Below are 23,142 nucleotides of genomic sequence, written 5' to 3'. Positions count from 1 at the left end.
GAGTGAGATTTACAATGAGTACTAACAAGTGACCAGTCCGCAGCGCAGAGCCGAGGTCATCGACGCCTTGAGACGCGGCACGGTGCCCAAGGCCGGCCTTGATGCGCTGGCCGTGGGTTACGGCCGGCTGCAGGGAACGCTCGATGAAGAACTGGATGCCGTGGTGTCCGGCCGCGGTACCTTCAAGGCGATCCGCGGCGAATACGGATCGGGCAAGACCTTCTTCGGCCGCTGGCTGCAGGAACGGGCGCGGGCGTGCGGCCTGGCGACCAGCGAGGTGCAGATCTCCGAAACCGAGACGCCGTTGCATCGTCTGGAAACGGTGTACCGCCGGCTGGTTGAGCGCATCGCCACCGCCGACAGTGGCGAAGGGGCATTTCGCGGCATCGTCGATGGCTGGTTCTACGCGCTGGAGCGTGACGTGCTGGAAGACGCCAGCCTCGACCCGACGGACGAGGCGACCCTGCTCGCCAGGACCGAGGCGCTGATGGAGGCCAGACTGGCCAGCGTGACCCGGGTGGCGCCGGCCTTCTCGGCGACGCTGCGCGCCTACCGACGCGCCCTACAGGCCGGCGACAACGCCACCGCCGACGGGCTGATCGCCTGGCTCGGCGGCCAGCCGAATGTCGCAGCATCGATCCGGCGCTCGGCCGGGGTGAAGGGGGATATTGATCACTTCGGCGCGACCAATTTCCTGTCCGGGCTGCTGACGATGCTGCGCGACTCGGGGTACGGCGGTCTGCTGCTGGTATTGGACGAAGTTGAGACCTTGCAACGCATGCGCGCCGACACCCGCGAGCGGGGCTTGAATGCGCTGCGCCAGTGGATCGACGAAATCGACGCCGGCCACTTTCCGGGCCTGTACCTCCTGATCACCGGCACCCAGGCTTTCTATGAAGGCGCGCAGGGTGTGCAACGCCTCGCGCCGCTGGCGCAACGGTTGCACGTCGATTTCGGCACCGACTCGCGCTTCGACAACCCCCGTGCGGTGCAGGTGCGCCTGCCGGCCTTCGGTCACGATTCGCTGCTCGAAGTCGGGCGCAAGGTGCGGGATATCTATGCCGACGGTGCCGTTGCCGGCGACCGGATCCGTGCGCTGGTCGACGACGCCTACGTCGAGTCTCTGGCCAGGGCCGTCACCGGGAATCTGGGCGGCAGGGTCGGCGTGTCGCCGAGGCTGTTCCTGAAGAAGTTGGTCGCCGACGTGATCGATCGCGTCGACCAGTTCGCGGACTTCGATCCGCGCAGGCACTATGCGCTGACGATCTCGGAGAGCGAGATGACCGCGCAGGAACGAGCGTCGGTGGGCGTGAGCTCGGTCGATGACATCGAGCTGTAGGTGGTTGCTCCCTGTGGGCGGCCTTCCGTGAGCGTGGAGGCCTTCGAGCGTCTGCACGCGGCGTTGCAGTACCACATCGTCAACTCGATGGGCTGGACCGGTCTGCGCCCGACACAGGCCGATGCGGTAGCACCGATCCTCGAAGGACAACATTGCCTGATCCTCGCGCCGACGGCCGGTGGCAAGACCGAGGCGGCCATCCTCCCCGTCCTGTCGCGCCTGGCGACCGAGGAGTGGCCCGGGCCAAGCGTTCTCTACGTGTGCCCGATCAAGGCGCTGCTCAACAACCTCGAGTCACGATTGTCGCGCTATGCCGGCTTCGTCGGCAGGACGGTACAGGTGTGGCACGGCGACGTCGGGCAAGGCACCAAGGCGCGGGCCAGGCGTTCGGCACCGGACATCCTGCTGACCACGCCCGAGTCGCTCGAAGGGATGCTGATTTCGACGAAGGTCGATCGTGCTTCATGGTTCGGTAGCGTCCGCGTGGTCATCGTTGATGAACTGCATGCGTTTGCCGGCGACGATCGCGGCTGGCATCTGCGCGCCGTTATCAAGCGGATCGAGGCGTATGCCAGGCAACCGATTCAGAGGATCGGGCTGTCGGCGACGGTGGGCAACCCGGATGAACTGCTAGCCTGGTTCGCCGGGGCAGGTGAGCGGCAGATCGTTGGCTCCTCGTCGGTCAGCACGGACGCCGATGTCACCATCGATCATGTGGGCTCGATGGCCAACGCCGCGACGGTGATCTCGCGACTGCACCGTGGCTCGAAGCGCCTGGTCTTCTGCGATAGCCGTTCCCGGGTCGAGGAACTGGGGGTGGCGCTGCGCAGCTTGAACACCCGAACCTTCGTGTCGCATTCGTCCTTGAGTGCGTCCGAGCGCAAGCTGGCCGAGACGGCGTTCGCCGAAGAGCAGGACTGCGTGATCGTCGCCACCAGCACGCTGGAATTGGGCATCGATGTCGGCGACCTGGATTACGTGATCCAGATCGACTCGCCGAGCACCGTGTCCTCGTTCCTGCAGCGCATGGGACGCAGCGGCCGGCGTGCCGGCAGCCGCCGCAACTGCCTGTTCCTGACAACGACTGACGAGGCCTTTCTGCTCGCCTGCGCAATTACCACGCTGTGGCGCGAGAAATACGTCGAGCACATCAAGCCGCCGCCGCTGCCCTGGCACATCGTCGCGCAGCAGATGCTGGCGCTCGTGCTGGAATACCCCGGACATTCGGCCAGGGAGGTTGTGGCCGTGGCGCGAACACAATTCCCCGACCTCGATCCGGAGACCGTGGCGACCGTGTTCGACTTCATGGAAGCCAGGGGGATCCTGTTCGTCAGCAGCGACCTCGCGTCGATGGGTCCCGAAGGCGAAAAGCTGTTCGGACGTAGCCATTTCCTTGACTTGCTGTCGGCGTTCGCCAGCCCGATGGTGCTGGCAGCGCGACACGGTGCAACCGAACTGGGTGATGTCGATCCGATGGCGGTTCAACAGCAGAAGGATGGCCCGACGGTCCTCCTGCTGGGTGGCCGAAGCTGGAAAGTGATTGCAGTCGAGTGGTCCAGGCGCACTGTGTGGCTGGAGCCGACGGATGAGAAGGGCAAATCGCGTTGGCTTGGCACCTCCCGCCGGTTGGGTTTCGAGGTTTGTCAGGCGATGCGTCGGGTGCTGTTGCAGGAGGGCGATGCCGGACTGGTGTTGTCGAAGCGGGGAACTCGGCAACTCGACGACGTTCGCGATCTGATCATCGCGCCCGAGCACCAGGGATCGTTGCTGCTCGAACACCTGCCATCGGGTCGGCATCGCTGGTGGACCTTTGCCGGGGGCGCGGTCAACAGTGCCTTGGCCTTGCGACTCGGTGAAACCGGCAGTGCTCGGGTAGATGATCTGTGGGTGGAAACAGACGCTGGCGTCCCGGTGCCAGAACTCATTCAGCGTCCGGTCGATCATTCTGCCATTACCGTATTCGGCGCGAAAATGGCGGAGCGCAGCGCGTTGAAGTTTGCGGCTTGTCTTTGCTTCGACCTGGTAGCGGCAGTGGTAGCGGAGCGGTTACTTGACGAAGACAATCTGTCTGTCCTGAGGTGCTGGCCTGGCCTTCGTTGATTCATCCCTGGGTGATCCGGCCGATTTTCCGGAAACCTGTTATCTTTCAGAGAACTGGCGTAGAATTGCGGGTTTTTCCCGAATCTCTTCGAAGCCAGAAATGCGGATAAGCCATGCTCTTCCCTGACCGTTTCGACGTCATCGTCGTCGGTGGCGGCCATGCCGGAACCGAGGCGGCGCTCGCCGCGGCGCGCATGGGCACCAGGACGCTGTTGTTGACGCACAACCTGGAGACGCTAGGTGCGATGAGTTGCAACCCATCGATCGGCGGCATTGGCAAGGGGCATCTGGTCAAGGAGATCGATGCACTGGGCGGCGCCATGGCCGAGGCCATCGATGAAGCGGGAATCCAGTTCCGGATTCTCAATTCGAGCAAGGGACCGGCGGTGCGCGCAACACGCGCGCAGGCCGATCGTGTACTTTATCGGCAGGCGGTTCGCCGCCGCCTGGAAAACCAGCCCAACCTGACGATTTTCGCGCAGGCGTGTGACGACCTGATCCTGGACGGCGACCGCGTCGTGGGTGTGGTGACCCAGCTCGGCGTCCGCTTCGCGGCCCGCGCCGTCGTCCTGACTGCCGGGACCTTTCTCAACGGGCTGATCCATGTGGGTTTGTCGAACCATGCGGGGGGTCGTATGGGCGATCCGCCGTCGACCTCCCTGGCCGCGCGCCTGCGCGAACTGCAGTTGCCGGTCGGGCGGCTCAAGACCGGTACCCCGCCTCGTCTGGATGGCAAGACCATCGACTTCTCGCAACTCGCCGAACAGCATTCCGACGATCCCCTGCCGGTATTCTCGTTCCTTGGTACACCCGCACAGCATCCGCCGCAGTTACCCTGCTGGGTTACCAGTACCAACCCCCGGACGCACGCCATCATCCGTGCCAACCTGGACCGCTCGCCCATGTACACCGGCGTGATCGAAGGCGTCGGACCACGTTATTGCCCTTCGATAGAAGACAAGATCCACCGCTTTGCGGCCAAGGACAGCCACAACATCTTTCTTGAGCCCGAGGGCCTGGGCACGCACGAGATCTATCCGAACGGAATCTCGACCAGCCTGCCTTTCGATGTCCAGCTGGCCATCGTCCGTTCTGTGCGAGGCCTCGAGAACTGCCACATTCTGCGCCCCGGGTATGCCATCGAATACGATTACTTTGACCCGCGTGGCCTGACTGCTGCACTCGAAACCAGAGCAATCAGCGGCCTCTTCTTTGCTGGCCAGATCAACGGCACCACCGGTTACGAGGAGGCCGCAGCGCAGGGCTTGCTGGCTGGTGCCAACGCCGCCCTGCAGGTGCAGGAGAAGGCGCCCTGGACGCCGCGCCGTGACGAAGCGTATCTGGGAGTGCTGGTCGACGATCTGATCACGCGTGGTGTTTCCGAACCGTATCGAATGTTTACCAGTCGTGCCGAGTATCGCTTGTCGCTACGCGAAGACAATGCCGACATGCGGCTGACCACGCAGGGGCGCCGTGTGGGTCTGGTGGACGACCGGCGCTGGGCGGCCTTTTGCGACAAGCGTGCAGCAATCGACCGCGAGCAGGAGCGCTTGCGGTCAACCTGGGTGCATCCGGCAAAGCTGGCCGACGAGGAGGCGACGCGGGTATTCGGCAAACCGCTGGAGCACGAGTATTCCCTGCACGATCTGTTGCGCCGTCCGGACGTGAGCTACGAGCAATTGATGACGCTGTGCGTCGGTGACGTTGCCGTCGATGCCGGCTTGCTCGATTCGCAGGTCATCGAGCAGGTCGAGATCCAGGCCCGATACCAGGGTTACATTGAACGTCAGCAGGAGGAAGTAGCAAAGACTCTGGCGAACGAGGAGACGCGTTTCCCTGAGGACTTCGATTTCCGCAGCCTCAGTGGACTGTCCAGCGAAGTGCGGCAGAAGCTCGTCTTGCATCGGCCGCAAACACTCGGCCAGGCGTCCCGCATTCAGGGCGTGACCCCGGCGGCGATCTCGATCCTGCTGGTTCATCTGAAACGCGGACAATTGAGCTCCCGGCATTCACCCGCCGTCGTCCCGGGTCGATGAGCCCGGAGGCGCAGCTCGCAGAGGGCCTGGTCGTCCTCGGCAACGACCTTCCGGCATCGGCGCAGCAAAGACTGCTCGACTACGCCGGGTTGCTTGAAAAGTGGAACCACACCTATCGCTTGACCGCCCTGTCCGCGACTTCGCTGGCCATCAGCCATCACCTCCTCGATTCGCTGGCGGTGCTGCCCTTCGTCAAAGGCGCGACGCTGCTCGACGTCGGCAGCGGTGGGGGCATGCCGGGCATCCCGCTGGCCATCGCGCGGCCGGAGTTGCAGGTGACTCTCCTGGACAGCAGCTCGAAAAAGACGGCATTCATGCAACAGGTGGCAATTGAGCTGAGTCTGGCGAATATTGCCGTACACTGTGGCCGCGTCGAAACCTACCGGCCACCGGCCAGGTTTGCGACGATCACCGCGCGTGCCTTTTCTGATTTGAGTACGCTGGTCAAGTTGTCGGGCCATCTGTTGCAAAGTGGTGGCCATTGGTTGGCGATGAAGGGCGTCTGGCCGCAGGACGAGATCGCCGGCCTGCCGCTGGAAGTCGCGGTGGATACGGTACATCGCCTGGACGTGCCGGGCGTCAAGGGCGAGCGCCATCTGGTCGTGATGCGCAGCAGTGCCGGGCAGCATTGAAGGGAGAGTCGATTTGGCAAGAATACTCGCGGTAACCAACCAGAAGGGCGGCGTCGGCAAGACGACGACGGCGGTAAACCTTTCGGCCTGTCTCGCCGAGTGCGCTCAGCGTGTGCTGCTGATTGACCTCGATCCACAGGGTAACGCGACCACCGGCTGCGGCGTCGTCAAGCGAGAGGCCATGCCGACGGTGTACCAGATCCTGATCGGCCGGTCGACGATGGCCGACACGCGGATGCGGACCGATTTTGGCTTCGACGTATTGCCGGCGAACCGTGAACTGGCGGGTGCCGAGATTGACCTGATCGACATCGAGCAGCGCGAGTATCGCCTGCGGGACTCGCTCGCCGACATCCGTGGCAGCTATGATTTCATTCTGCTCGACTGCCCACCGGCATTGAACATGTTGACGGTCAATGGTCTGGTGGCCGCCGACAGCGTGATGATCCCAATGCAATGCGAGTATTACGCGCTGGAAGGCCTGACCGACCTGGTGGCGACGCTGAAAAAGGTGCGTGCCAAGCTGAATCCGCGCCTGGAAATCGAAGGCTTGCTGCGAACCATGTTCGACCCGCGTTCGACCTTGACCCAGCACGTGTCCCGTGAACTGGAGGGTCACTTCGGCGACAAGGTCTATCGGACGATCATTCCGCGCAATGTGCGCCTCGCCGAGGCGCCGTCCTACGGCAAGCCGGTGATCGCTTTCGACCGCAGTTCCAAGGGAGCCCAGGCGTACCTTCTGCTGGCGCAAGAGATTCTCGATCGCTGTGCCGACAAGCCCGGGACTGCGGCGGCAACCGCAGCCCCGGGAGTGAGGCCATGAAGATGAAGGGACTTGGGCGTGGTCTCGATGCCTTGCTGGCAGGTAATGACACCCACAACCGGGAGCAGCAACGCACCCTGCCGGTAGGCCATATCCAGCCCGGCAAGTACCAGCCGCGTACGCACATGGACCCGACCTCGCTCGAGGAACTGGCGGCCTCGATCCGGGTACAGGGCCTGATGCAGCCCATCCTGGTACGGCCGGTCGGCGACGACCGTTACGAGATCATCGCCGGCGAGCGGCGCTGGCGGGCGGCGCAGATGGCGGGGTTGGCCGAAGTGTCGACCCTGATCCGGGAAATTCCCGACGAAGCGGCACTGGCCATGGCGCTGATCGAGAATATCCAGCGCGAGAATCTCAATCCGCTTGAGGAAGCGCTTGGCCTGCAGCGACTGATCGACGAATTCGCCATGACTCACCAGCAAGCGGCCGATGCGGTTGGCCGCTCGCGGCCGGCGGCATCGAATCTGCTGCGTCTGTTGCAGTTGGCCCCGCCGGCGCAGGAACTGCTGATGCGAGGCGAAATCGACATGGGCCATGCGCGTGCCCTGCTCCCACTGGCTGGTGCGTTGCAGGTCCAGCTGGCGCAGCGTGTGGTGCACAAGGGCTTGTCGGTCAGAGAAACCGAGCGCCTGGTCCAGTACGCCTTGCGGGCGCCGAAGGACCCTGAGCCGAAGAAACCGGATCGGGACGTATTGCGCTTGCAGGAGGAACTCGCCGACTTGCTGGGTGCCCAGGTGGCGATTCGTGCGAATAAGCGCGGCGCTGGCAAGGTGTTGATCGACTTCGGAAACCTTGATCAGCTAGAGGGTATTCTGCAGCGTCTGCGTCATTGACGCAGCGCACCATGGGGGCGTTGCCAAAGGGCCCGGATGCCGGCTGCAAGGCAGATGTTTGCGAGGAATTCAAAGTTTTTTGCACTTGCGGTTTGATTCCCCTCAGCGAGTCTGGTATTCTGCCAACGTTTTGGAGGGGCTAGCTGTGCATCCTCAGGTCCGCTGGGTCCTTGGCTGCCAATTGCTGGTCACACTGGGAGCAGGGCTGGTGGCGGGGGTGGTCTTGGGGTTCAACGCGGCGGTGTCCGCTATGCTCGGTGGCGGTATCGCCATGGCCAGCGCTCTGGCCTACGCATGGCGGGCCTTGCGGCCATCGGGGCGGGCAGTGGCCGATGCGAAGAAGGCGTTCAATGCCCAGGTGGCTGGTGAAGGTTACAAGTTCGCCGTGACCCTGTTGCTGTTTGCCTTGGTGTTCAAGACCTATGCGCAACTCGCCGCCTTGCCGCTCTTCCTGACCTACGTTGCAACGATTGTCGTTTATTGGATGGCGCTGCTCAGGCAGCAATAGTCAAACAGGGGGAAGATATGGCTTCGGGCGAGGCGTTAACGTCGAGTGGATACATTGTTCACCACCTGACCAACCTAACGGTCGGTCACGGTTTCTGGACGTTTCACCTGGATTCCCTGCTGGTCTCCGGCTTGCTTGGCCTGTTCGCTTTCGTCGGCATGGCCAAGCTGGCCAAGAAGGCTACCTCGGGGGTGCCGGGCGGGCTGCAGACTTTCGTTGAAATGCTGGTTTCGTTCATCGACCAGCAGGTCAAGGACACCTACCACGGCAAGAGTCCGCTGGTCACGCCGATGGCGATCACCATTTTCGTCTGGGTCCTGTTGATGAACACCATGGACCTGATCCCGGTTGACTTCATTCCGTTGGTCCTCGGTTGGGGTGGCGTGCATTACTTCAAGTCAGTGCCGACTACCGATCCGAACCTGACTTTCGGCATGTCGCTGACCGTTTTCGCGATCATGCTGATCATGGGTGTCAAGGTCAAGGGTGTCGGCGGCTTCCTGCATGAGGTGTTCACCGTCCCCTTCGGCGCGAAGATGGCGCCGGTGAATCTCCTTTTCCGGATCATCGAGGATATCGCCAAGCCGATCTCGCTCTCGCTGCGTCTGTTCGGCAACATGTACGCCGGTGAAATGGTGTTCATCCTGATTGCCCTGCTCGGTCTCTGGCAGTTGCCGCTGGCCCTGCCCTGGGCGCTTTTCCATATTCTGATCATCACCCTGCAGGCCTTCGTGTTCATGATGCTGACCATCGTGTATCTGTCGATGGCCAGCGAGTCGCACGGTTAGCGTGGCCAGTCGTCCTGCTTTCGAGTTTGATTCACGTTGTTCTTGTTTAACGCATTTAGCATGTCTTACTAGGAGAAACTAATGGAAGCCGCTCTGTCAATGTTGCTTGGTAATACCGCCATCGCCGTCGCCATCCTGATCGGTGCGGGTGCTCTCGGTACCGCTATCGGATTTGGTCTGCTGGGTGGGCGCTTCCTCGAAGGCGCGGCTCGCCAACCGGAAATGATTCCGACTCTCCAGGTCAAGATGTTCATCGTTGCTGGTCTGCTCGACGCGGTCACCATGATCGGTGTCGGTATCGCCCTGTTCATGCTGTTTGCGAATCCCTTCATTGCCGTCGTCAAGGGTTGATCGCTTCTCCTTTCGGACTAACTCTTAACAGGAGGTTAGCGTGAACATCAACGCAACGTTGATTGGCGAAGCGATCTGGTTTGGCGTCTTCATCTGGATCACCATGAAGTACGTCTGGCCGCCGCTGGCGAAGGCCATGGCTGATCGCCAAAAACTGATTGCCGACGGGTTGGCCGCCGGCGAGCGCGGGAAGCATGAACTGGAACTAGCCGGCAAGCGCTCCGCAGACGCCCTCCGTGATGCCAAGGCGAAAGCTGCCGACATCATCACCGCGGCAGAAAAGCGCGGTGCCCAGATGGTCGAAGAGGCGAAGCAGGTAGCCAAGGTCGAAGCCGACAAGGTCGTTGCTTCGGCGAAGGCCGAGATTGCCCAGCAGGTGGAGCAGGCCCGGGCCGAGCTGCGTGGGCGTGTCGCCGACCTTGCCGTGGCTGGTGCCGAGCGCATCCTGAAGCGCGAAGTCGATGCCAAGGCGCATGCCGAAATGCTGGTCGCGCTCAAGCAGGAACTCTGAAGCCATGGCCGAACTCGTTACCATCGCGCGCCCCTACGCTGAAGCGGTGTTCCGCATCGCGTTGGAAAACAAGGCGCTGGCGGCCTGGTCCGAGCGGTTGTCGCTGCTTTCTGCGATCGCCACGGATGAGCAGATGCGTTCCTGCATCGGCAACCCCGAACTCTCAGCCACGCAGAAGAGCGAACTCTTCAAGTCGCTGGTCGGCAAGACGCAGGAAGGCGGCGAAGCCAATCTGATCGACGTCCTCGCAACCAATGAGCGGCTGTCCGCTCTGCCGGAAATCGCTGGTCTCTTCGAGGCGCTGAGAGCCGCCCAGGAAGGCGTCAGGGAAGCCACGATCTACAGTGCCTTTCCGGTTGACGACGAGCAGCGCAAGGCTCTGATCGAAGACCTGGAAACGCGCTTCAAGACCCGGCTAACAGCCGAAGTGGTCGTCGATCAATCGCTGATCGGCGGCGTCAAGATTGTGGTTGGCGACCAGGTTCTCGATACCTCCGTACGCGGAAAACTCGAGAGCCTGCGGTTGGCGCTCAAGAACTAGGAGAATTTCCATGCAGTTGAATCCTTCCGAAATCAGCGAACTGATCAAGAGCAAGATTGAAAATCTTGCGATCAGCGCCGATCTGCGCACCCAGGGCACCGTCGTTTCGGTGACCGACGGTATCTGCCGTGTCTACGGCCTGACCGACGTCATGCAGGGAGAAATGCTCGAGTTTCCGGGCAACACTTTCGGCATGGCCTTGAACCTCGACCGAGATTCGGTTGGCGCGGTCGTTCTCGGTGAGTACGACGAGATCAGTGAAGGCGACACCGTCAAGACCACCGGCCGTATCCTCGAGGTTCCGGTCGGACCGGAACTCCTCGGACGCGTCGTGAACTCGCTGGGGCAGCCGATCGACGGCAAAGGCCCGGTCAATCACAAGTTGACCGACAAGATCGAGAAGGTCGCACCTGGCGTCATCTGGCGCAAATCCGTTTCGCAACCCGTGCAGACCGGTTTGAAATCGATCGACGCAATGGTTCCGATCGGTCGTGGCCAGCGCGAACTGATCATCGGTGACCGGCAGACCGGCAAGACCGCGGTCGCCGTCGACACGATCATCAACCAGAAGGGTCAGAACCTGATCTGCATCTATGTGGCGATCGGTCAGAAGGCCTCGACGGTTGCCAACGTGGTACGCAAGCTGGAAGAGAACGGCGCGATGGCGTACACCATCATCGTCGCCGCAACCGCCTCGGAATCCGCGGCCCTGCAGTACATCGCTCCGTATTCCGGCTGCACCATGGGCGAGTATTTCCGCGACCGCGGCCAGGACGCCCTGATCATCTACGACGACTTGACCAAGCAGGCGTGGGCTTACCGCCAGGTGTCGCTGCTGCTGCGTCGTCCCCCGGGGCGTGAAGCTTACCCAGGTGACGTCTTCTACCTGCACTCCCGCCTGCTTGAGCGCGCAGCGCGCGTCTCGGAAGCCTGGGTCGAGAAATTCACCAATGGCGAAGTCAAGGGCAAGACCGGTTCGCTGACTGCCCTGCCGGTCATCGAGACGCAGGCCGGTGACGTGTCCGCCTTCGTTCCGACCAACGTGATCTCGATTACCGACGGCCAGATCTTCCTTGACACCGACCTCTTCAACGCCGGTGTGCGTCCCGCCATCGATGCCGGTATTTCTGTCTCGCGGGTCGGCGGAGCGGCGCAAACGAAAGTCATCAAGAAACTCGGTGGTGGTGTACGTCTGGCCCTTGCCCAGTACCGTGAACTGGCGGCCTTCGCCCAGTTTGCGTCCGACCTTGACGAAGCGACGCGCAAGCAGCTCGATCGTGGCCGGCTGGTGACCGAGCTGATGAAGCAGCCACAGTATTCGCCGCTGTCGATCTCCGAGATGGCGATCACACTGCATGCGGTGAACAAGGGCCTCTTCGACGATGTTGACGTGAAGAAGGCGCTGGCCACCGAGAAGCAGATGCACGGCTTCGTCAAGCAGAAGTACGCTGACCTCATCACCAAGATCGAAACGACCAAGGATCTTGACGCCGACGCAGAGCAGAAGCTCACCAAGGCGATTGAGGAATTCAAGGCCACGCTGGCCTGATCGATCGAGGAGATTGCCATGCCTAGCGGCAAGGAAATCCGCAACAAGATCAAGAGCGTCGAGAGCACGCGCAAGATCACCAAGGCCATGGAAATGGTGGCCGCATCCAAGATGCGCAAGGCGCAGGACAGGATGCGCGCCGCCCGTCCCTACGGCGACAAGATCCGGCGTGTTGCCGGCAATCTCTCGCATGCCCTGACCGACTACCGCCATCCCTTCCTGACCGTACGCGAGCAGGTGAAAGCAGTCGGACTGATCACCGTAACCTCCGACAAGGGGCTCTGCGGTGGCCTGAACACCAATGTCCTGCGTCTTGCGCTTGGCAAGATGAAGGAGTGGGATGCCGAAGGCAAGAAGCTTCGCGTTACCGCGATCGGTAACAAGGGACTGGGGTTCATGCAGCGTGCCGGTGCGAACGTCGTCTCACAGTTGACCGGACTCGGCGATACGCCGCACCTGGAAAAACTGATCGGACCGGTCAAGGTGCAGCTCGACGCGTACATGAAGGGTGAGACGGACGTTCTGTACATCGCTTTCACGCGTTTCATCAATACCATGAAGCAGGAGCCGACCCTCTATCAGTTGTTGCCGCTATCCGGCGAACTCGTTGGTGGCGAAGGCAACCGATGGGACTACATCTATGAGCCCGATGCCAAGGCGGTGATCGACGATTTGCTGGTGCGCTATGTCGAAGCGATGATCTACCAGTCGGTCGCCGAAAACATGGCTTCCGAGCAGAGCGCGCGCATGGTCGCGATGAAGTCTGCTTCGGACAACGCCAAGAATGTGATCGGCGAACTCAAGCTGGTGTACAACAAGGCTCGCCAGGCAGCGATCACCAAAGAGCTTTCGGAAATCGTCGGCGGCGCAGCGGCTGTCTGACCACGCGATAGTTAGTTTATTGATTAGGGATACGACGATGAGTCAAGGAAACATTGTTCAGTGTATCGGCGCCGTGGTGGACATCCAGTTCCCGCGTGACGCAATGCCCAGGATCTACAACGCACTCCAGCTCGATAAAGCCGAAGAGTCGGATATGTGCGAGACTGACCTGATGTTCGAAGTCCAGCAGCAACTCGGTGACGGCGTGGTCCGTACGATTGCCATGGGGTCTTCCGATGGCCTGCGCCGCGGCATGAAGGTCAACGACACGGGCGGTGGCATTGCGGTTCCCGTTGGCAACGCGACAATCGGTCGCATCATGAACGTACTTGGTCGGCCGATCGACGAAGCCGGGCCTATTGCCACCGAAGAACGTCGTGAAATCCACCAGCTCGCACCTAAGTTTGACGAGTTGTCGCCATCCGTCGACCTGCTGGAAACCGGGATCAAGGTGATCGACCTGGTCTGTCCGTTTGCCAAGGGCGGCAAAGTGGGTCTGTTTGGTGGTGCCGGTGTCGGCAAGACCGTAAACATGATGGAACTGATCAACAACATCGCCAAGCAGCACTCGGGGCTTTCGGTCTTTGCCGGCGTGGGCGAGCGGACCCGCGAAGGCAACGACTTCTACCACGAGATGAAGGACTCCAACGTTCTCGACAAGGTGGCGATGGTCTTCGGGCAGATGAACGAGCCTCCTGGCAACCGTCTGCGTGTCGCACTGACCGGTCTGACCATGGCCGAGCGTTTTCGTGACGATGGTCGCGACATCCTGTTCTTCGTCGACAACATCTACCGCTATACGCTTGCCGGTACCGAAGTGTCGGCGCTGCTCGGCCGGATGCCATCGGCGGTCGGATACCAGCCGACCCTGGCCGAGGAAATGGGCCGCCTGCAGGAGCGCATCACCTCAACCAAGGTCGGCTCGATCACGTCGATTCAGGCGGTGTATGTGCCTGCCGACGACCTGACCGATCCTTCCCCGGCGACCACCTTCCTGCACCTCGACTCGACCGTGGTTCTGTCACGTGACATCGCGTCGCTGGGTATCTATCCAGCCGTCGATCCGCTTGATTCGACCTCGCGCCAACTCGACCCACAGGTCGTCGGCGAGGAGCACTACAACGTCGCTCGCGCGGTGCAGATGACACTCCAGAAATACAAGGAGCTGCGGGACATCATCGCCATTCTCGGTATGGACGAACTGTCGCCGGAAGACAAGCTGGCCGTTTATCGTGCTCGCAAGATCCAGCGCTTCCTGTCCCAGCCGTTCAACGTGGCCGAAGTCTTTACCGGTTCGCCAGGCAAGTACGTGACTCTCAAGGACACCATCAAGGGCTTCAAGATGATCGTTGAGGGAGAGTGCGACAGCATCCCCGAGCAGGCGTTCTACATGGTTGGCGGCATCGAAGAAGTCTTCGAAAAGGCCAAGACACTCTAGGTAGGGCGCGATCAGGGAACGTCGTACCCCGGCAGCCTTCGCAAAGGCAGGGGCCCGACCCAGCAAGGGAAAAACCATGGCAATCAGAGTACATGTAGACGTCGTCAGCGCCGAGGAACTGATCTTCTCCGGCGAGACGGATTTCGCGGTCTTCCCGGGCGAAGCTGGCGAGCTCGGGATCTACCCGCGACACACGCCCCTCCTGACCCGCATCAGACCGGGCACCGTTCGCCTGAAGGTTCCCGATCGGGACGAATACGAGATGGTCTACGTATCCGGCGGAATGCTGGAAGTGCAGCCCGCACTGATCACCGTACTCGCCGACACGGCAATTCGTGCTCACGATCTGGACGAGGCGAAGGCGATGGAAGCCAAGCGCCGTGCCGAGGAAGCGCTCCGGGATCGCAGTTCGGACGTCGGTCTGGCGACGGCGGAGGCAGAACTTGCGCAGGCCGTCGCACAGTTGCAGGCCATCAAGAGGCTACGCAATCGGCACTAGAAGTTTCTCGCCCGCTGGCGAATGCCAGCCCTGCGACAAAGGCAGCTCTCAAGCTGCCTTTTTTTGTAACCAAGAAAGCGCCTGAAAACTAGGCAGATTCGAGCCGCAGAAGTCGCTTTTCGACACGCGCACAATCGTCACGCAGAGCGTCCACCTCGGAGCAGAACTGTTCGACATCGCCACGGCGGGCAATCGCACGTTCTTCTTCCGTCAGATACTCGGTCATCCCGAGTGCGAGATTTCTGGCAGCTCGCCACTGCCATTGCAGCAGGCCTTTTGCCACCTGAAAAATTCGCTGAGCTGCAATGTCGCCAGTGACTCGTGACAAATCGTGTTCGATATCCCAGCGCAAATTGCGAAAGACAAAACCCAGCGTCTCAGCGAGGTCGGCAGAGCCGGAAATCGTCGCCGCGGAGAACAGGGAAGGCGGATCAGTCAGCACGCGAATCACGGCATCGTCAGGCAGACCGATACTGACCGTCGCCTCGACGCCTGTTGTGTCCTCTTCCAGCAACCCCGTTTCGCTGATCCGAACCTGCAGGACTGCGCCGTTTCCGAACTGCAAGGACGCTATCCTGCCGGCAAAGCCGAGTAGCCGCTCGCGCGCCCAAGGCTCGGCGGTCAACAAGTGATTGACGAAACCGAGCGCGGGCCGTGCCAACAACATTTCAGTCAGGAAAGCTGCTGAATACCGGCAACCACCCAGCCCTTGCTTCCTTCGAGTGCCTTCGACAGGTTCCAGACTTCGTCGAATGGCGCTGCTGGAGCACCCGCCTCTTCGCGGATCATGCCACTGAAGCGCACGCTGGCAATGTGCCGTGTGGGTTCGGTGACAACCTCCAGAAGTTCGGCGTTGAGGGTGACGACATCAGTCTGCTGGATGGCCTTGCCGCGCTCGTCGAGTTGCAGCTTGATCTCGGCAAACAATTCCGGGGCGACAAACTCGCGGATGTCCTCCAGATTGCCGGCATCGTTCGCCGCTTGCAGGCGAACAAAATTCAACTTTGCGACCCGCAGGAAGGCGTCAACGTCAAAGCCGGCAGGGATGCTGGCCGGCGCCTGCGAGGCGAGGCTGCCAGGAGCCCCAGATCCTTGACCCGCGTAGTGGTCATCGGCTGGGAAGCCCGGGCGGGAATCAAGCGGTACCCCGGCGCCGGCGCCAGCGTACTGCAGGGATTCGGATCCCTGAATCGACGGGGCCTTGCGGCGAAAAATCAGTTTGAAGACGACCACCGCGCCAAGCAACAGCAGGGCGATCATCAGAAAGTTCCCGAGGCCCTCACCCATACCAAAATGTGACATCAGCGCGGCAATGCCGAGGCCGGCAGCGAGACCCGCCAGTGGGCCCATCCAGTTACGCTTGGGGGCGGCCGCCGGTGCTGCAGGCGCTGCGCCAGCGGGGGCAGCGGCCGCGCTCTGGGGTGGTGTCGCCGGGCGCTGCGTCACCGATTCTCTTTGCATGCCCGTCGACTTGCCGCCGCCGAGCCGCTTGGCTTCTGCATCGCCCACTGCCAGCCCCAAGCTCAAGACACAGACACTCAGGGCCATAAGGATCTTCTTCATTACCATTCCTCCAGTCAAAACTTGAAACCGCGGTGCAGGGCGACAACACCCAAAGCCAAATTGAAATATTCGACCTGCTCGAGGCCGGCACGTTCCATGAGCAGCTTCAGTGCCTCCTGATCCGGGTGCACCCGAATCGACTCTGCCAGATACTGGTAGCTCGCGGCGTCGTGGGTAATCATTTCGCCCAGTCGCGGGATGACCTTGAACGAGTAGAAGTCGTAGACCGGCGCCAGGGGCTTCCAGACCTGCGAGAATTCCAAAACCAGCAGCCGACCGCCGGGCCGGAGGACGCGACGCATCTCACCCAGGGCCTGGTCCTTGTGCGTCATGTTGCGAAGACCAAAGGCAACGCTCACACAATCGAAATAATCGTCGGGGAACGGGAGTTTCTCTGCGTCACACCGTGCGACCGGGACGATGAAGCCCTTGTCGCAAAGTCGGTCGCGGCCGCGCGAAAGCATCGCCTGGTTGATGTCCGTCAGCCACACCTGGCCGCTCGCGCCTGTCTTCCTGGCAAAAGACAACGCCAGGTCGCCGGTGCCGCCAGCTACATCAAGGACGCGGGCGCCCGCCCGCACCCCACTCTTGGCAATCGCGAAGGCCTTCCAGAGACGGTGCAGACCGCCGGACATCAGATCGTTCATCAGGTCGTAGCGCTGTGCAACGGAGTCGAAAACGTCGGCAACGTGGCGCGCTTTTTCGTCCTCCGCGACTTCCTGAAAGCCGAAGTGGGTTGTATTTCTATCGCTCATGTTTGCTTGTATGGGGACGAATCCGGCGGGATCAATGCTTGTGGCAGCCGCTGTGGCTGGTGACACGGCTGGCGGAGGATTCGTCGGCCTCGCGACTGCGGTGTTCCTTTTGCAGGCGGTCGAGGTAGGCCTGCCAAAGCTGGTCGCGGTTTTTCCCCAGATTGTAGAGCAGGTCCCACGAATACAGTCCGCTCTCATGTCCATCAGAAAAGACCGGCCGGATGGCGTAGTTGCCGACGGCTTCGATGCGCTCGATGCCTACGTCGCGTTTACCGAACTGCAGAACCTCCTGTCCCGGACCATGGCCACGCGCTTCGGCCGAAGGCGTGAAGACACGCAGAAACTCGTAGGTCAGCTCAAAACGCTCGCCATCTTCGAAGCTCAGCTCCAGTATGCGGGACTTCTGATGCAGTTTGATCTCGGTCGGTGTTTTCGTGCTGTGGTCCAGGCCAGCCATGGCGATCTCTGTGCATAAATTGACGGCACATGATAACGCAAAATTGCCGGCCCGTTCGGACCGTGGTCGTGCCAACAGGAGGGCCCGTCGACCCGGTCGAGGGTCAGTCAGCGACGAATGTCACGCGCTCAAAGTCTGCACCACTCCCGATCAGGCGCTGCAGGCGCACCCGTGCGAGACCGTCTGCATAGAGATCGAGAACTCGTTCCGGATGGTAGCATCCACGTGCTACGACGAGTGTCTGTTCGGCACCGATTGTCGGCACCGACGGCAGGAGGAAGGCCCGCCCAAAGGGCTCGGCAGGCGCTCCCATCTGAGGAAGGGGCCGTACGGCGACGGCTTGTGGCCTTCCCGGCAGCGCGGCGATTCCGGCGACGAGACTGCCGCCCCGCTCCTGCATCAGCCACACCGCTTGTGCAAGCAGTTGAGAACTGCCGTCGTGCGGGTAAATGGACAGCAATTGCCCAGGCTCGATCCGCTTTCCGGCGGTCGAGCGCAGCAGGCGAAAGCCATTGGCGCATTGATCAACCACTTCCCAGATATCCAGACCAAACCCCAGTTGCGTCTGGCGAGTCTCCAGGTGTTGCATGGGTTCCAGCATGTGGCGGAAGGCGAACAGGCTGTCGAACTCGTCGCGTGAGTAGACGCGCTCGCTCTCCGGTTGCGAGAATTCCTTCCCGGAGATGTTGTAGTGAATGGCCGCAAAACCGGAACACACTTTCGAGATACCCGTTGCCGCGTGCCGGCGGAACTTGCGCGTTGCCCGCAGCATCGACCACGGCTTGAAGATCCGGGCCAGCAGCCGCTGGCATTGCGCGGCGGTGCAGTCTTCGCCGAGACCAAGCTGCACGGGCGGAATTCTCCGCTGCAACTGTATCCTCACCTGATTGAGTTGCGCGGTCAGACGGGAACTATCGAGGCGACGCAGATGGACTGTTTGCGGGCAGTCGCCGGCAGTGCGCAGTCCACAGTCCTGCATCAGGTCGACGACGAACTCGGGAAGGATGTCATCTGGAACGGCCGGGTGTACGCTCACCAGCGGTGACCAGTTGCCTGCCCAGCGCCGCACCAGGTCCAACTCACGGACAGAAAGGCTGTAGGGGCCAGCCAGTTCGCACAGCAACAGGCTCACGAAAGCCGCCATGCAATGCGTGCCACGGCCGAGGGAGTCCAGCGAATCGGGTACGTGGAGTGTCGCCACCCCCCATTCCTCGGCGCTCGCGTAATAGCCGTGCAGGTCCAGCCACAGGCCGGCCGGGAACTCCTGACGGGCGCGATGGTGTTCGACCATCGCCATCCCTGTGTAATAGATGCAGCGGTGCAGGATCAGCGCCAGGCGCTCGGCATCGGACTTGCCATCTTCATCGTGCTGCAACTGGGCGCAGTGGGCATAGGCACGGGCCGCCTTCAACCAGGTGGCAACGACTTGCCGGAAGATCTCTTCCTCGACATCGCCCAGCGGTAGTGCCTTGTTGGTATAGCGCCGTGCCAGTTCGTCCTCGATGAAACACAGGGAAATCCGCGTCTGTTCGAGCAGTTGCAGGTAGACATCGCCATCCGGCGGGGCCAGCAGCAGGCTATCGAGAAACTGGTTGATATCCAGTACGGCTTGTTGCGAGTTGGCTAACGGCAGGCGAGAAAGGATTTGAAAACCGGTCTGCAGGTTGGCGATCTTCATCTTGGCCGGGACCTTGGCAAGGACTGCGCTCATGATTCTTCCTCCTCCTTCCGCCAGTGGCGGACTATGTGGTGCGCAGGGCGGCGATGATCTGATCGCCGAGCTGCTGCCCGTCTACGACGCTTCGGCGTGGGCTGTTCAGTCGCTGCGGTTTCGCCCAGACGGGAAACGGAAAATGCCGGTCGTCGCGCCAGCGCGGAATCAGGTGCCAATGAACGTGCGGGGTCATGTTGCCGAGGCTTGCGAGATTGATCTTGTCCGGCCGGTAAAGTGAGCGCACCGCGCTCTCCACGGCAAACACCACATTCATCACCTGCATCCTCTCCCTTTGCGGCAGGTCGGTCATTTCGCCCAGGTGGCGGTGCAGGATGACTCGACAGAAGCCGGGGTAGTCGGCGTCCGTGACCATGACCACACGACAAAGGGCGCTCTCCCAGACGACCTCGCCACCTGGCGAGTCACAGAGCTCGCAACCTTCAAACCCGTACTCACTCACTTCCCGACTCCTTGCTATTCATCGGGCGCCGATGCGCCGCCTTGGAACGAACGATACGCAAGCATGCCGGCAGCCGTTAGGAAATAGGTCACGGACTGGTCCGGAAGTCCGCCGAGGAACAGGCATGGCGCCAGCAGGAACCGAGCGCGCCCGGTTACGACAGGTTGGCGTTGGACGGCGACGCCTACCCGCCCGTGTTGCCAGGGTCAGCGGCGGCGCGCCAGTTCTCGAATGCCTCCGCCGGCATCGGTTTCCCGAACAGATAGCCCTGCAGTTCGTCGCAGCCGGCGGCGGCGAGCACGCGCATTTCCTCGACCTCTTCGACCCCTTCGGCGACGACGCGCAGTCCCAGGGTGTGGCCGAGACCGATCACCGCTTTGGTGATCGCCAGATCGTTGGGGTCATCGAGCATGTCCCTGACGAACGACTGGTCGATCTTCAGCTTGTCGATCGGGAAGCGGTGCAGATAGTTGAGGCTGGAGTAACCGGTGCCGAAGTCATCGACCGAGAGCGAGATACCGAGCCTCTTGATGGTCAGCAGCAGATCGATGGTCGATGTCACATCCTCCATCAGCAGCGATTCGGTCAGCTCCAGTTCGATCATTGCCGGGTTGACCCCGTGCTCGGTAATGGCCCTTTGCAGCGTTGCCAGCAATTCCGGGTCGTGGAGTTGCCCCGCCGAGAGATTGACCGAGATCACGATGTCGGCGAAGCCGCTCTCGCGCCAGCGCACCTGCTGGCGACAGGCTGCCGCCAGGACCCAGGTACCCAGCGGGATGATCAGGCCACTTTCCTCGGCCACCGGAATGAAGTTCGCCGGTGTCATCAGGCCATGCTGCGGATGCTGCCAGCGGACCAGGGCTTCGGCACCCAGCAGGGTGCCGCTGCGGCAGTCGACGCGCGGTTGGTAATAGACCCGCAGTTCCCCGCGCTCGATGCCGCCGCGCAGGTCATTCTCGATCTGCATGCGCTCGCGCGCCCGTCGGTCCATCTCGATAGTGAAGAACTGCGCATTGTTGCGCCCCTGCTCCTTGGCCTGGTACATCGCCGCGTCGGCGTTGCGCATCAGGATGTCGATCTCGCGGCCGTCCTCCGGATAGACGGCGATGCCGACGCTGCAGGAAACGTGCAGTTCGGCCCCGTCCACGTTGTGGGGTTGGCGGATCAGCCGGATCAGGCGGTTGTCGACGATCTGGCGGATTTCCTCGACGTCGGCGACATCGTTGAGAATCACCACGAACTCGTCGCCGCCCATGCGACTGACCGTGTCGCCGGTGCGAACCGCGTACTGCAATTGGTGCGCCACCGAGCGCAGGACGCCATCGCCGATGTGATGGCCAAGTGAATCATTGATGTTCTTGAAGCGGTCGAGGTCGATGAACAGCACCGCGACGCGTCGCTGGTGGCGTTCCGCCTGCTGCAGGGCGACCCGCAGGCGTTCGACGCAGAGCGCCCGGTTCGGCAGGTCGGTCAACACGTCATGCTGCGCGAGGTGGCTGATGCGTTGCTCATCGGCCTTGCGTGCGCTGATGTCGAACCAGGTCGCAATGTAGTGGGTGATGCGGGCGTCATCGTCACGCACCGCATTCAATACCGCCCATACCGGAAACGCTTCCCCGGTCTTGCGCCGGATCCACATCTCGCCCTGCCAGGAGCCGCGCACGCTCGCGGATTGCCAGAGGTCGTCGTAGAAGCCGTGCGGGTGGCGGTCGGAGCGCAGGAAGTTGGGTTGTTCGCCGATCACCTCGATCCGCTCATAGGCGGTGTTGCGGCAGAAGGCGCGGTTGACGGTCAGGATTTGCCGGTTGGCGTCGGTGATCAGGATGCTCTCGGACGAGGCCTCGAACACCTTGGCCCAGAGTTCCAGTCGTTCTTCCATATGCTTAATGCGGCCGATCGGGGTGAATGCCGTCAGAACCGCATCCTGATCCTGGTAGCGCAGGCAGCGTGCCGAAAGCAGCGCCCAGTCGGTTCTCTTCTCGCCATGCCACAGCACTTCGAATTCATTGGCTGCGCCGGTATCGGCCAGCATCTGGAAGAAGCGCACACGCGCCGCGGGGGTCAACCCGGTCACCCAGGGATCGCTCAGACGACCGTCGAGCCAGGCCTGCGCCTGCGCATTGGTATGCAGGACCTCGTGATGCGGCGTGGCGGTGACCATCAGTGGAATGGGCACGGCTTCGAGCAGTTGCCGTTGTGCTGCGGCTGCGCGTGATTGCGCGGCGAGTTCCTGTTCGACGCGGCGGCTGCGGTCGAGCTGGTCCAGCATGTCGTTGAAGGCCGTGATCAGGCGTCCAATCTCGTCGTTGGATTGCCACGTCGCACGCAGCGTGTAGTCGCCCGAACTGCGGACGCTGTCGGCGACCGCGGCGAGACGGCGAATCGGCAGCGCGATCTGGCGGGCGACGAAGAACACCACGCTCAGCAGGACCAGCAGCAGCGCCGCAGCGGTTCCCAGGTGCAGCCACATGCGCTGGAACAGCGTGTCGATGCGGCCCTGCAGCAGATCGTCGAGAGCCACCCCGGCCTGCGCCCACGCCTGGTTGAGCTGCTGCCGTGCCTCGCCAGCCATGCGTTCGAGATCGGGTTTGTCCGGTCCATGTTCCTGCTCGATCGCGATCTGGCGCGCACCCGTGCGCAGCACATCGACCGCCGCCAGCAGGCTGCGACGCGATGGCTGCAGCGCCGCGCCGAGGGCCGGCGTGCCGGCGGCCAGGGCCTCGGCGTAATCGGCGTCGATGCCGCTGGCGACGGCATCGAGACGCCCTTCGAGGATCAAGTACTCGGTTTGCTGTCGTGCCCGCTCGCGCGGCGTCGCCATGCCGGCCGCCCGGGCCTGCTCGCGGACGCGGCTGATCAGATCCAGCAACTCCGGGAAGCGCAGCACGACGATGGACATCGTGTAGTAGCTGTCCAGGTCCGGGTCGAGGATGAGGTTGGACTGATTGCCGATGCGCGTGATCAGCGCCTGCATCGCCAAAGCCACGGAATGGCCGTTGTCTGCGCTCCTGGCCAGGCCAGCCGCGTGCGCTTCGAGCCGTTGGGCCAGCGCCTGCGCCAGCGTGCGGCTGCCGAGATCACCGCGTGCCGTGCCGTAGCGCGCCTCGGCGGCCAGTATCGCGGCCGCCGCGGGAACTCCCGAGGCGTCGGTCGCGGCGCCCAGAGTCGCCGCGCGCACCGCCGCGATGTACGCGTTGCCGACGATCTCCTTGCGCGCGAAATCGATGGCAATGAACTTCTCGTTGATCAGGATCGTCGAGATGAAGATCACCGCCGACAAATCGAGGGCGTAGATCAGGATCAGCTTGCGGCCGACACTGAGGCGACCAATCAGGCCCAGCAGGAAGTGGCGCATCCGTC

General features: G+C 62.1%; 21 protein-coding genes and 1 pseudogene. 15 read left to right on the top strand and 7 right to left on the bottom strand.

The window, feature by feature from the left end:
- Positions 1-28: 28 nt before the first annotated feature.
- The 15 genes from brxD to AC15MQ_RS07335 all read left to right on the top strand — a co-directional run bounded on the left by brxD (position 29) and on the right by AC15MQ_RS07335 (position 14,833).
- Positions 29-1,339: a BREX system ATP-binding protein BrxD gene (brxD, locus tag AC15MQ_RS07405; RefSeq protein ID WP_483079764.1), complete on the top strand. Its 1,311-nt coding sequence runs from the start codon at positions 29-31 to the stop codon at positions 1,337-1,339.
- A gap of 27 nt (positions 1,340-1,366) precedes the next feature.
- Positions 1,367-3,439: a DEAD/DEAH box helicase gene (locus AC15MQ_RS07400; RefSeq protein ID WP_483079763.1), complete on the top strand. Its 2,073-nt coding sequence runs from the start codon at positions 1,367-1,369 to the stop codon at positions 3,437-3,439.
- Between the two features lie 113 nt (positions 3,440-3,552).
- Positions 3,553-5,475 (top strand): tRNA uridine-5-carboxymethylaminomethyl(34) synthesis enzyme MnmG, encoded by a 1,923-nt coding sequence (mnmG, locus tag AC15MQ_RS07395; RefSeq protein ID WP_483079762.1) that lies wholly within the window; start codon positions 3,553-3,555, stop codon positions 5,473-5,475.
- Positions 5,472-6,107 carry a 16S rRNA (guanine(527)-N(7))-methyltransferase RsmG gene (gene rsmG, locus AC15MQ_RS07390; protein WP_287663944.1) on the top strand — a complete coding sequence of 212 codons (636 nt, stop codon included), beginning with the start codon at positions 5,472-5,474 and terminating at the stop codon, positions 6,105-6,107. Before mnmG ends, rsmG begins: the two co-directional genes overlap by 4 nt.
- 13 nt (positions 6,108-6,120) lie before the next feature.
- Positions 6,121-6,930 (top strand): ParA family protein, encoded by an 810-nt coding sequence (locus AC15MQ_RS07385; RefSeq protein ID WP_332337519.1) that lies wholly within the window; start codon positions 6,121-6,123, stop codon positions 6,928-6,930.
- Positions 6,927-7,766: a ParB/RepB/Spo0J family partition protein gene (locus AC15MQ_RS07380; protein ID WP_287652216.1), complete on the top strand. Its 840-nt coding sequence runs from the start codon at positions 6,927-6,929 to the stop codon at positions 7,764-7,766. The genes AC15MQ_RS07385 and AC15MQ_RS07380 overlap by 4 nt, the downstream gene beginning before the upstream one ends.
- A gap of 145 nt (positions 7,767-7,911) precedes the next feature.
- Positions 7,912-8,274 (top strand): ATP synthase subunit I, encoded by a 363-nt coding sequence (locus tag AC15MQ_RS07375; protein WP_287652217.1) that lies wholly within the window; start codon positions 7,912-7,914, stop codon positions 8,272-8,274.
- 17 nt (positions 8,275-8,291) lie between these two features.
- The gene (atpB, locus tag AC15MQ_RS07370; RefSeq protein WP_287652218.1) at positions 8,292-9,062 is read left to right on the top strand and encodes a F0F1 ATP synthase subunit A; all 771 of its coding nucleotides are present in this window, start codon (positions 8,292-8,294) and stop codon (positions 9,060-9,062) included.
- A 99-nt stretch (positions 9,063-9,161) separates the two neighbouring features.
- Positions 9,162-9,413, top strand: coding sequence for a F0F1 ATP synthase subunit C (gene atpE / locus AC15MQ_RS07365; RefSeq protein ID WP_034921580.1), 252 nt, complete (start codon positions 9,162-9,164; stop codon positions 9,411-9,413).
- 40 nt (positions 9,414-9,453) lie between these two features.
- Positions 9,454-9,924 (top strand): F0F1 ATP synthase subunit B, encoded by a 471-nt coding sequence (locus AC15MQ_RS07360; protein ID WP_287652219.1) that lies wholly within the window; start codon positions 9,454-9,456, stop codon positions 9,922-9,924.
- Between the two features lie 4 nt (positions 9,925-9,928).
- Entirely contained in the window at positions 9,929-10,465 is a 537-nt protein-coding gene (locus tag AC15MQ_RS07355) for a F0F1 ATP synthase subunit delta (RefSeq protein WP_287652220.1), read from the top strand.
- Positions 10,466-10,475: 10 nt separating this feature from the next.
- Positions 10,476-12,014 (top strand): F0F1 ATP synthase subunit alpha, encoded by a 1,539-nt coding sequence (gene atpA / locus AC15MQ_RS07350; protein WP_287652221.1) that lies wholly within the window; start codon positions 10,476-10,478, stop codon positions 12,012-12,014.
- A gap of 18 nt (positions 12,015-12,032) precedes the next feature.
- Positions 12,033-12,896, top strand: coding sequence for a F0F1 ATP synthase subunit gamma (atpG, locus tag AC15MQ_RS07345; protein ID WP_287652222.1), 864 nt, complete (start codon positions 12,033-12,035; stop codon positions 12,894-12,896).
- Positions 12,897-12,933: 37 nt separating this feature from the next.
- Positions 12,934-14,334 (top strand): F0F1 ATP synthase subunit beta, encoded by a 1,401-nt coding sequence (gene atpD / locus AC15MQ_RS07340; RefSeq protein ID WP_287652223.1) that lies wholly within the window; start codon positions 12,934-12,936, stop codon positions 14,332-14,334.
- Positions 14,335-14,410: 76 nt separating this feature from the next.
- Complete coding sequence (locus AC15MQ_RS07335; RefSeq protein ID WP_287652224.1) at positions 14,411-14,833, top strand: F0F1 ATP synthase subunit epsilon; 423 nt, start codon at positions 14,411-14,413, stop codon at positions 14,831-14,833.
- 88 nt (positions 14,834-14,921) lie between these two features.
- Here the strand turns inward: AC15MQ_RS07335 and AC15MQ_RS07330 are convergent, their stop codons facing one another.
- The 7 genes and pseudogenes from AC15MQ_RS07330 to AC15MQ_RS07300 form a co-directional block, all read right to left on the bottom strand.
- Positions 14,922-15,494: a ubiquinone biosynthesis accessory factor UbiJ gene (locus AC15MQ_RS07330; protein ID WP_287652225.1), complete on the bottom strand. Its 573-nt coding sequence runs from the start codon at positions 15,492-15,494 to the stop codon at positions 14,922-14,924.
- An 11-nt stretch (positions 15,495-15,505) separates the two neighbouring features.
- Positions 15,506-16,396: a Tim44 domain-containing protein gene (locus tag AC15MQ_RS07325; protein WP_287667636.1), complete on the bottom strand. Its 891-nt coding sequence runs from the start codon at positions 16,394-16,396 to the stop codon at positions 15,506-15,508.
- 14 nt (positions 16,397-16,410) lie between these two features.
- Complete coding sequence (gene ubiE, locus AC15MQ_RS07320; RefSeq protein WP_287667638.1) at positions 16,411-17,151, bottom strand: bifunctional demethylmenaquinone methyltransferase/2-methoxy-6-polyprenyl-1,4-benzoquinol methylase UbiE; 741 nt, start codon at positions 17,149-17,151, stop codon at positions 16,411-16,413.
- A 175-nt stretch (positions 17,152-17,326) separates the two neighbouring features.
- Positions 17,327-17,608: pseudogene (locus AC15MQ_RS07315) on the bottom strand (gamma-butyrobetaine hydroxylase family protein); the annotation flags it as partial.
- Between the two features lie 103 nt (positions 17,609-17,711).
- Entirely contained in the window at positions 17,712-19,319 is a 1,608-nt protein-coding gene (locus AC15MQ_RS07310) for a hypothetical protein (RefSeq protein WP_332337512.1), read from the bottom strand.
- A gap of 31 nt (positions 19,320-19,350) precedes the next feature.
- Complete coding sequence (locus tag AC15MQ_RS07305) at positions 19,351-19,782, bottom strand: HIT family protein (RefSeq protein ID WP_483079761.1); 432 nt, start codon at positions 19,780-19,782, stop codon at positions 19,351-19,353.
- Positions 19,783-19,966: 184 nt separating this feature from the next.
- The gene (locus AC15MQ_RS07300) at positions 19,967-23,137 is read right to left on the bottom strand and encodes an EAL domain-containing protein (protein ID WP_483079760.1); all 3,171 of its coding nucleotides are present in this window, start codon (positions 23,135-23,137) and stop codon (positions 19,967-19,969) included.
- Positions 23,138-23,142 lie beyond the last annotated feature (5 nt).

Source organism: Candidatus Accumulibacter propinquus, assembly GCF_056856495.1.
This window is presented reverse-complemented; position numbering and strand designations above follow the sequence as displayed.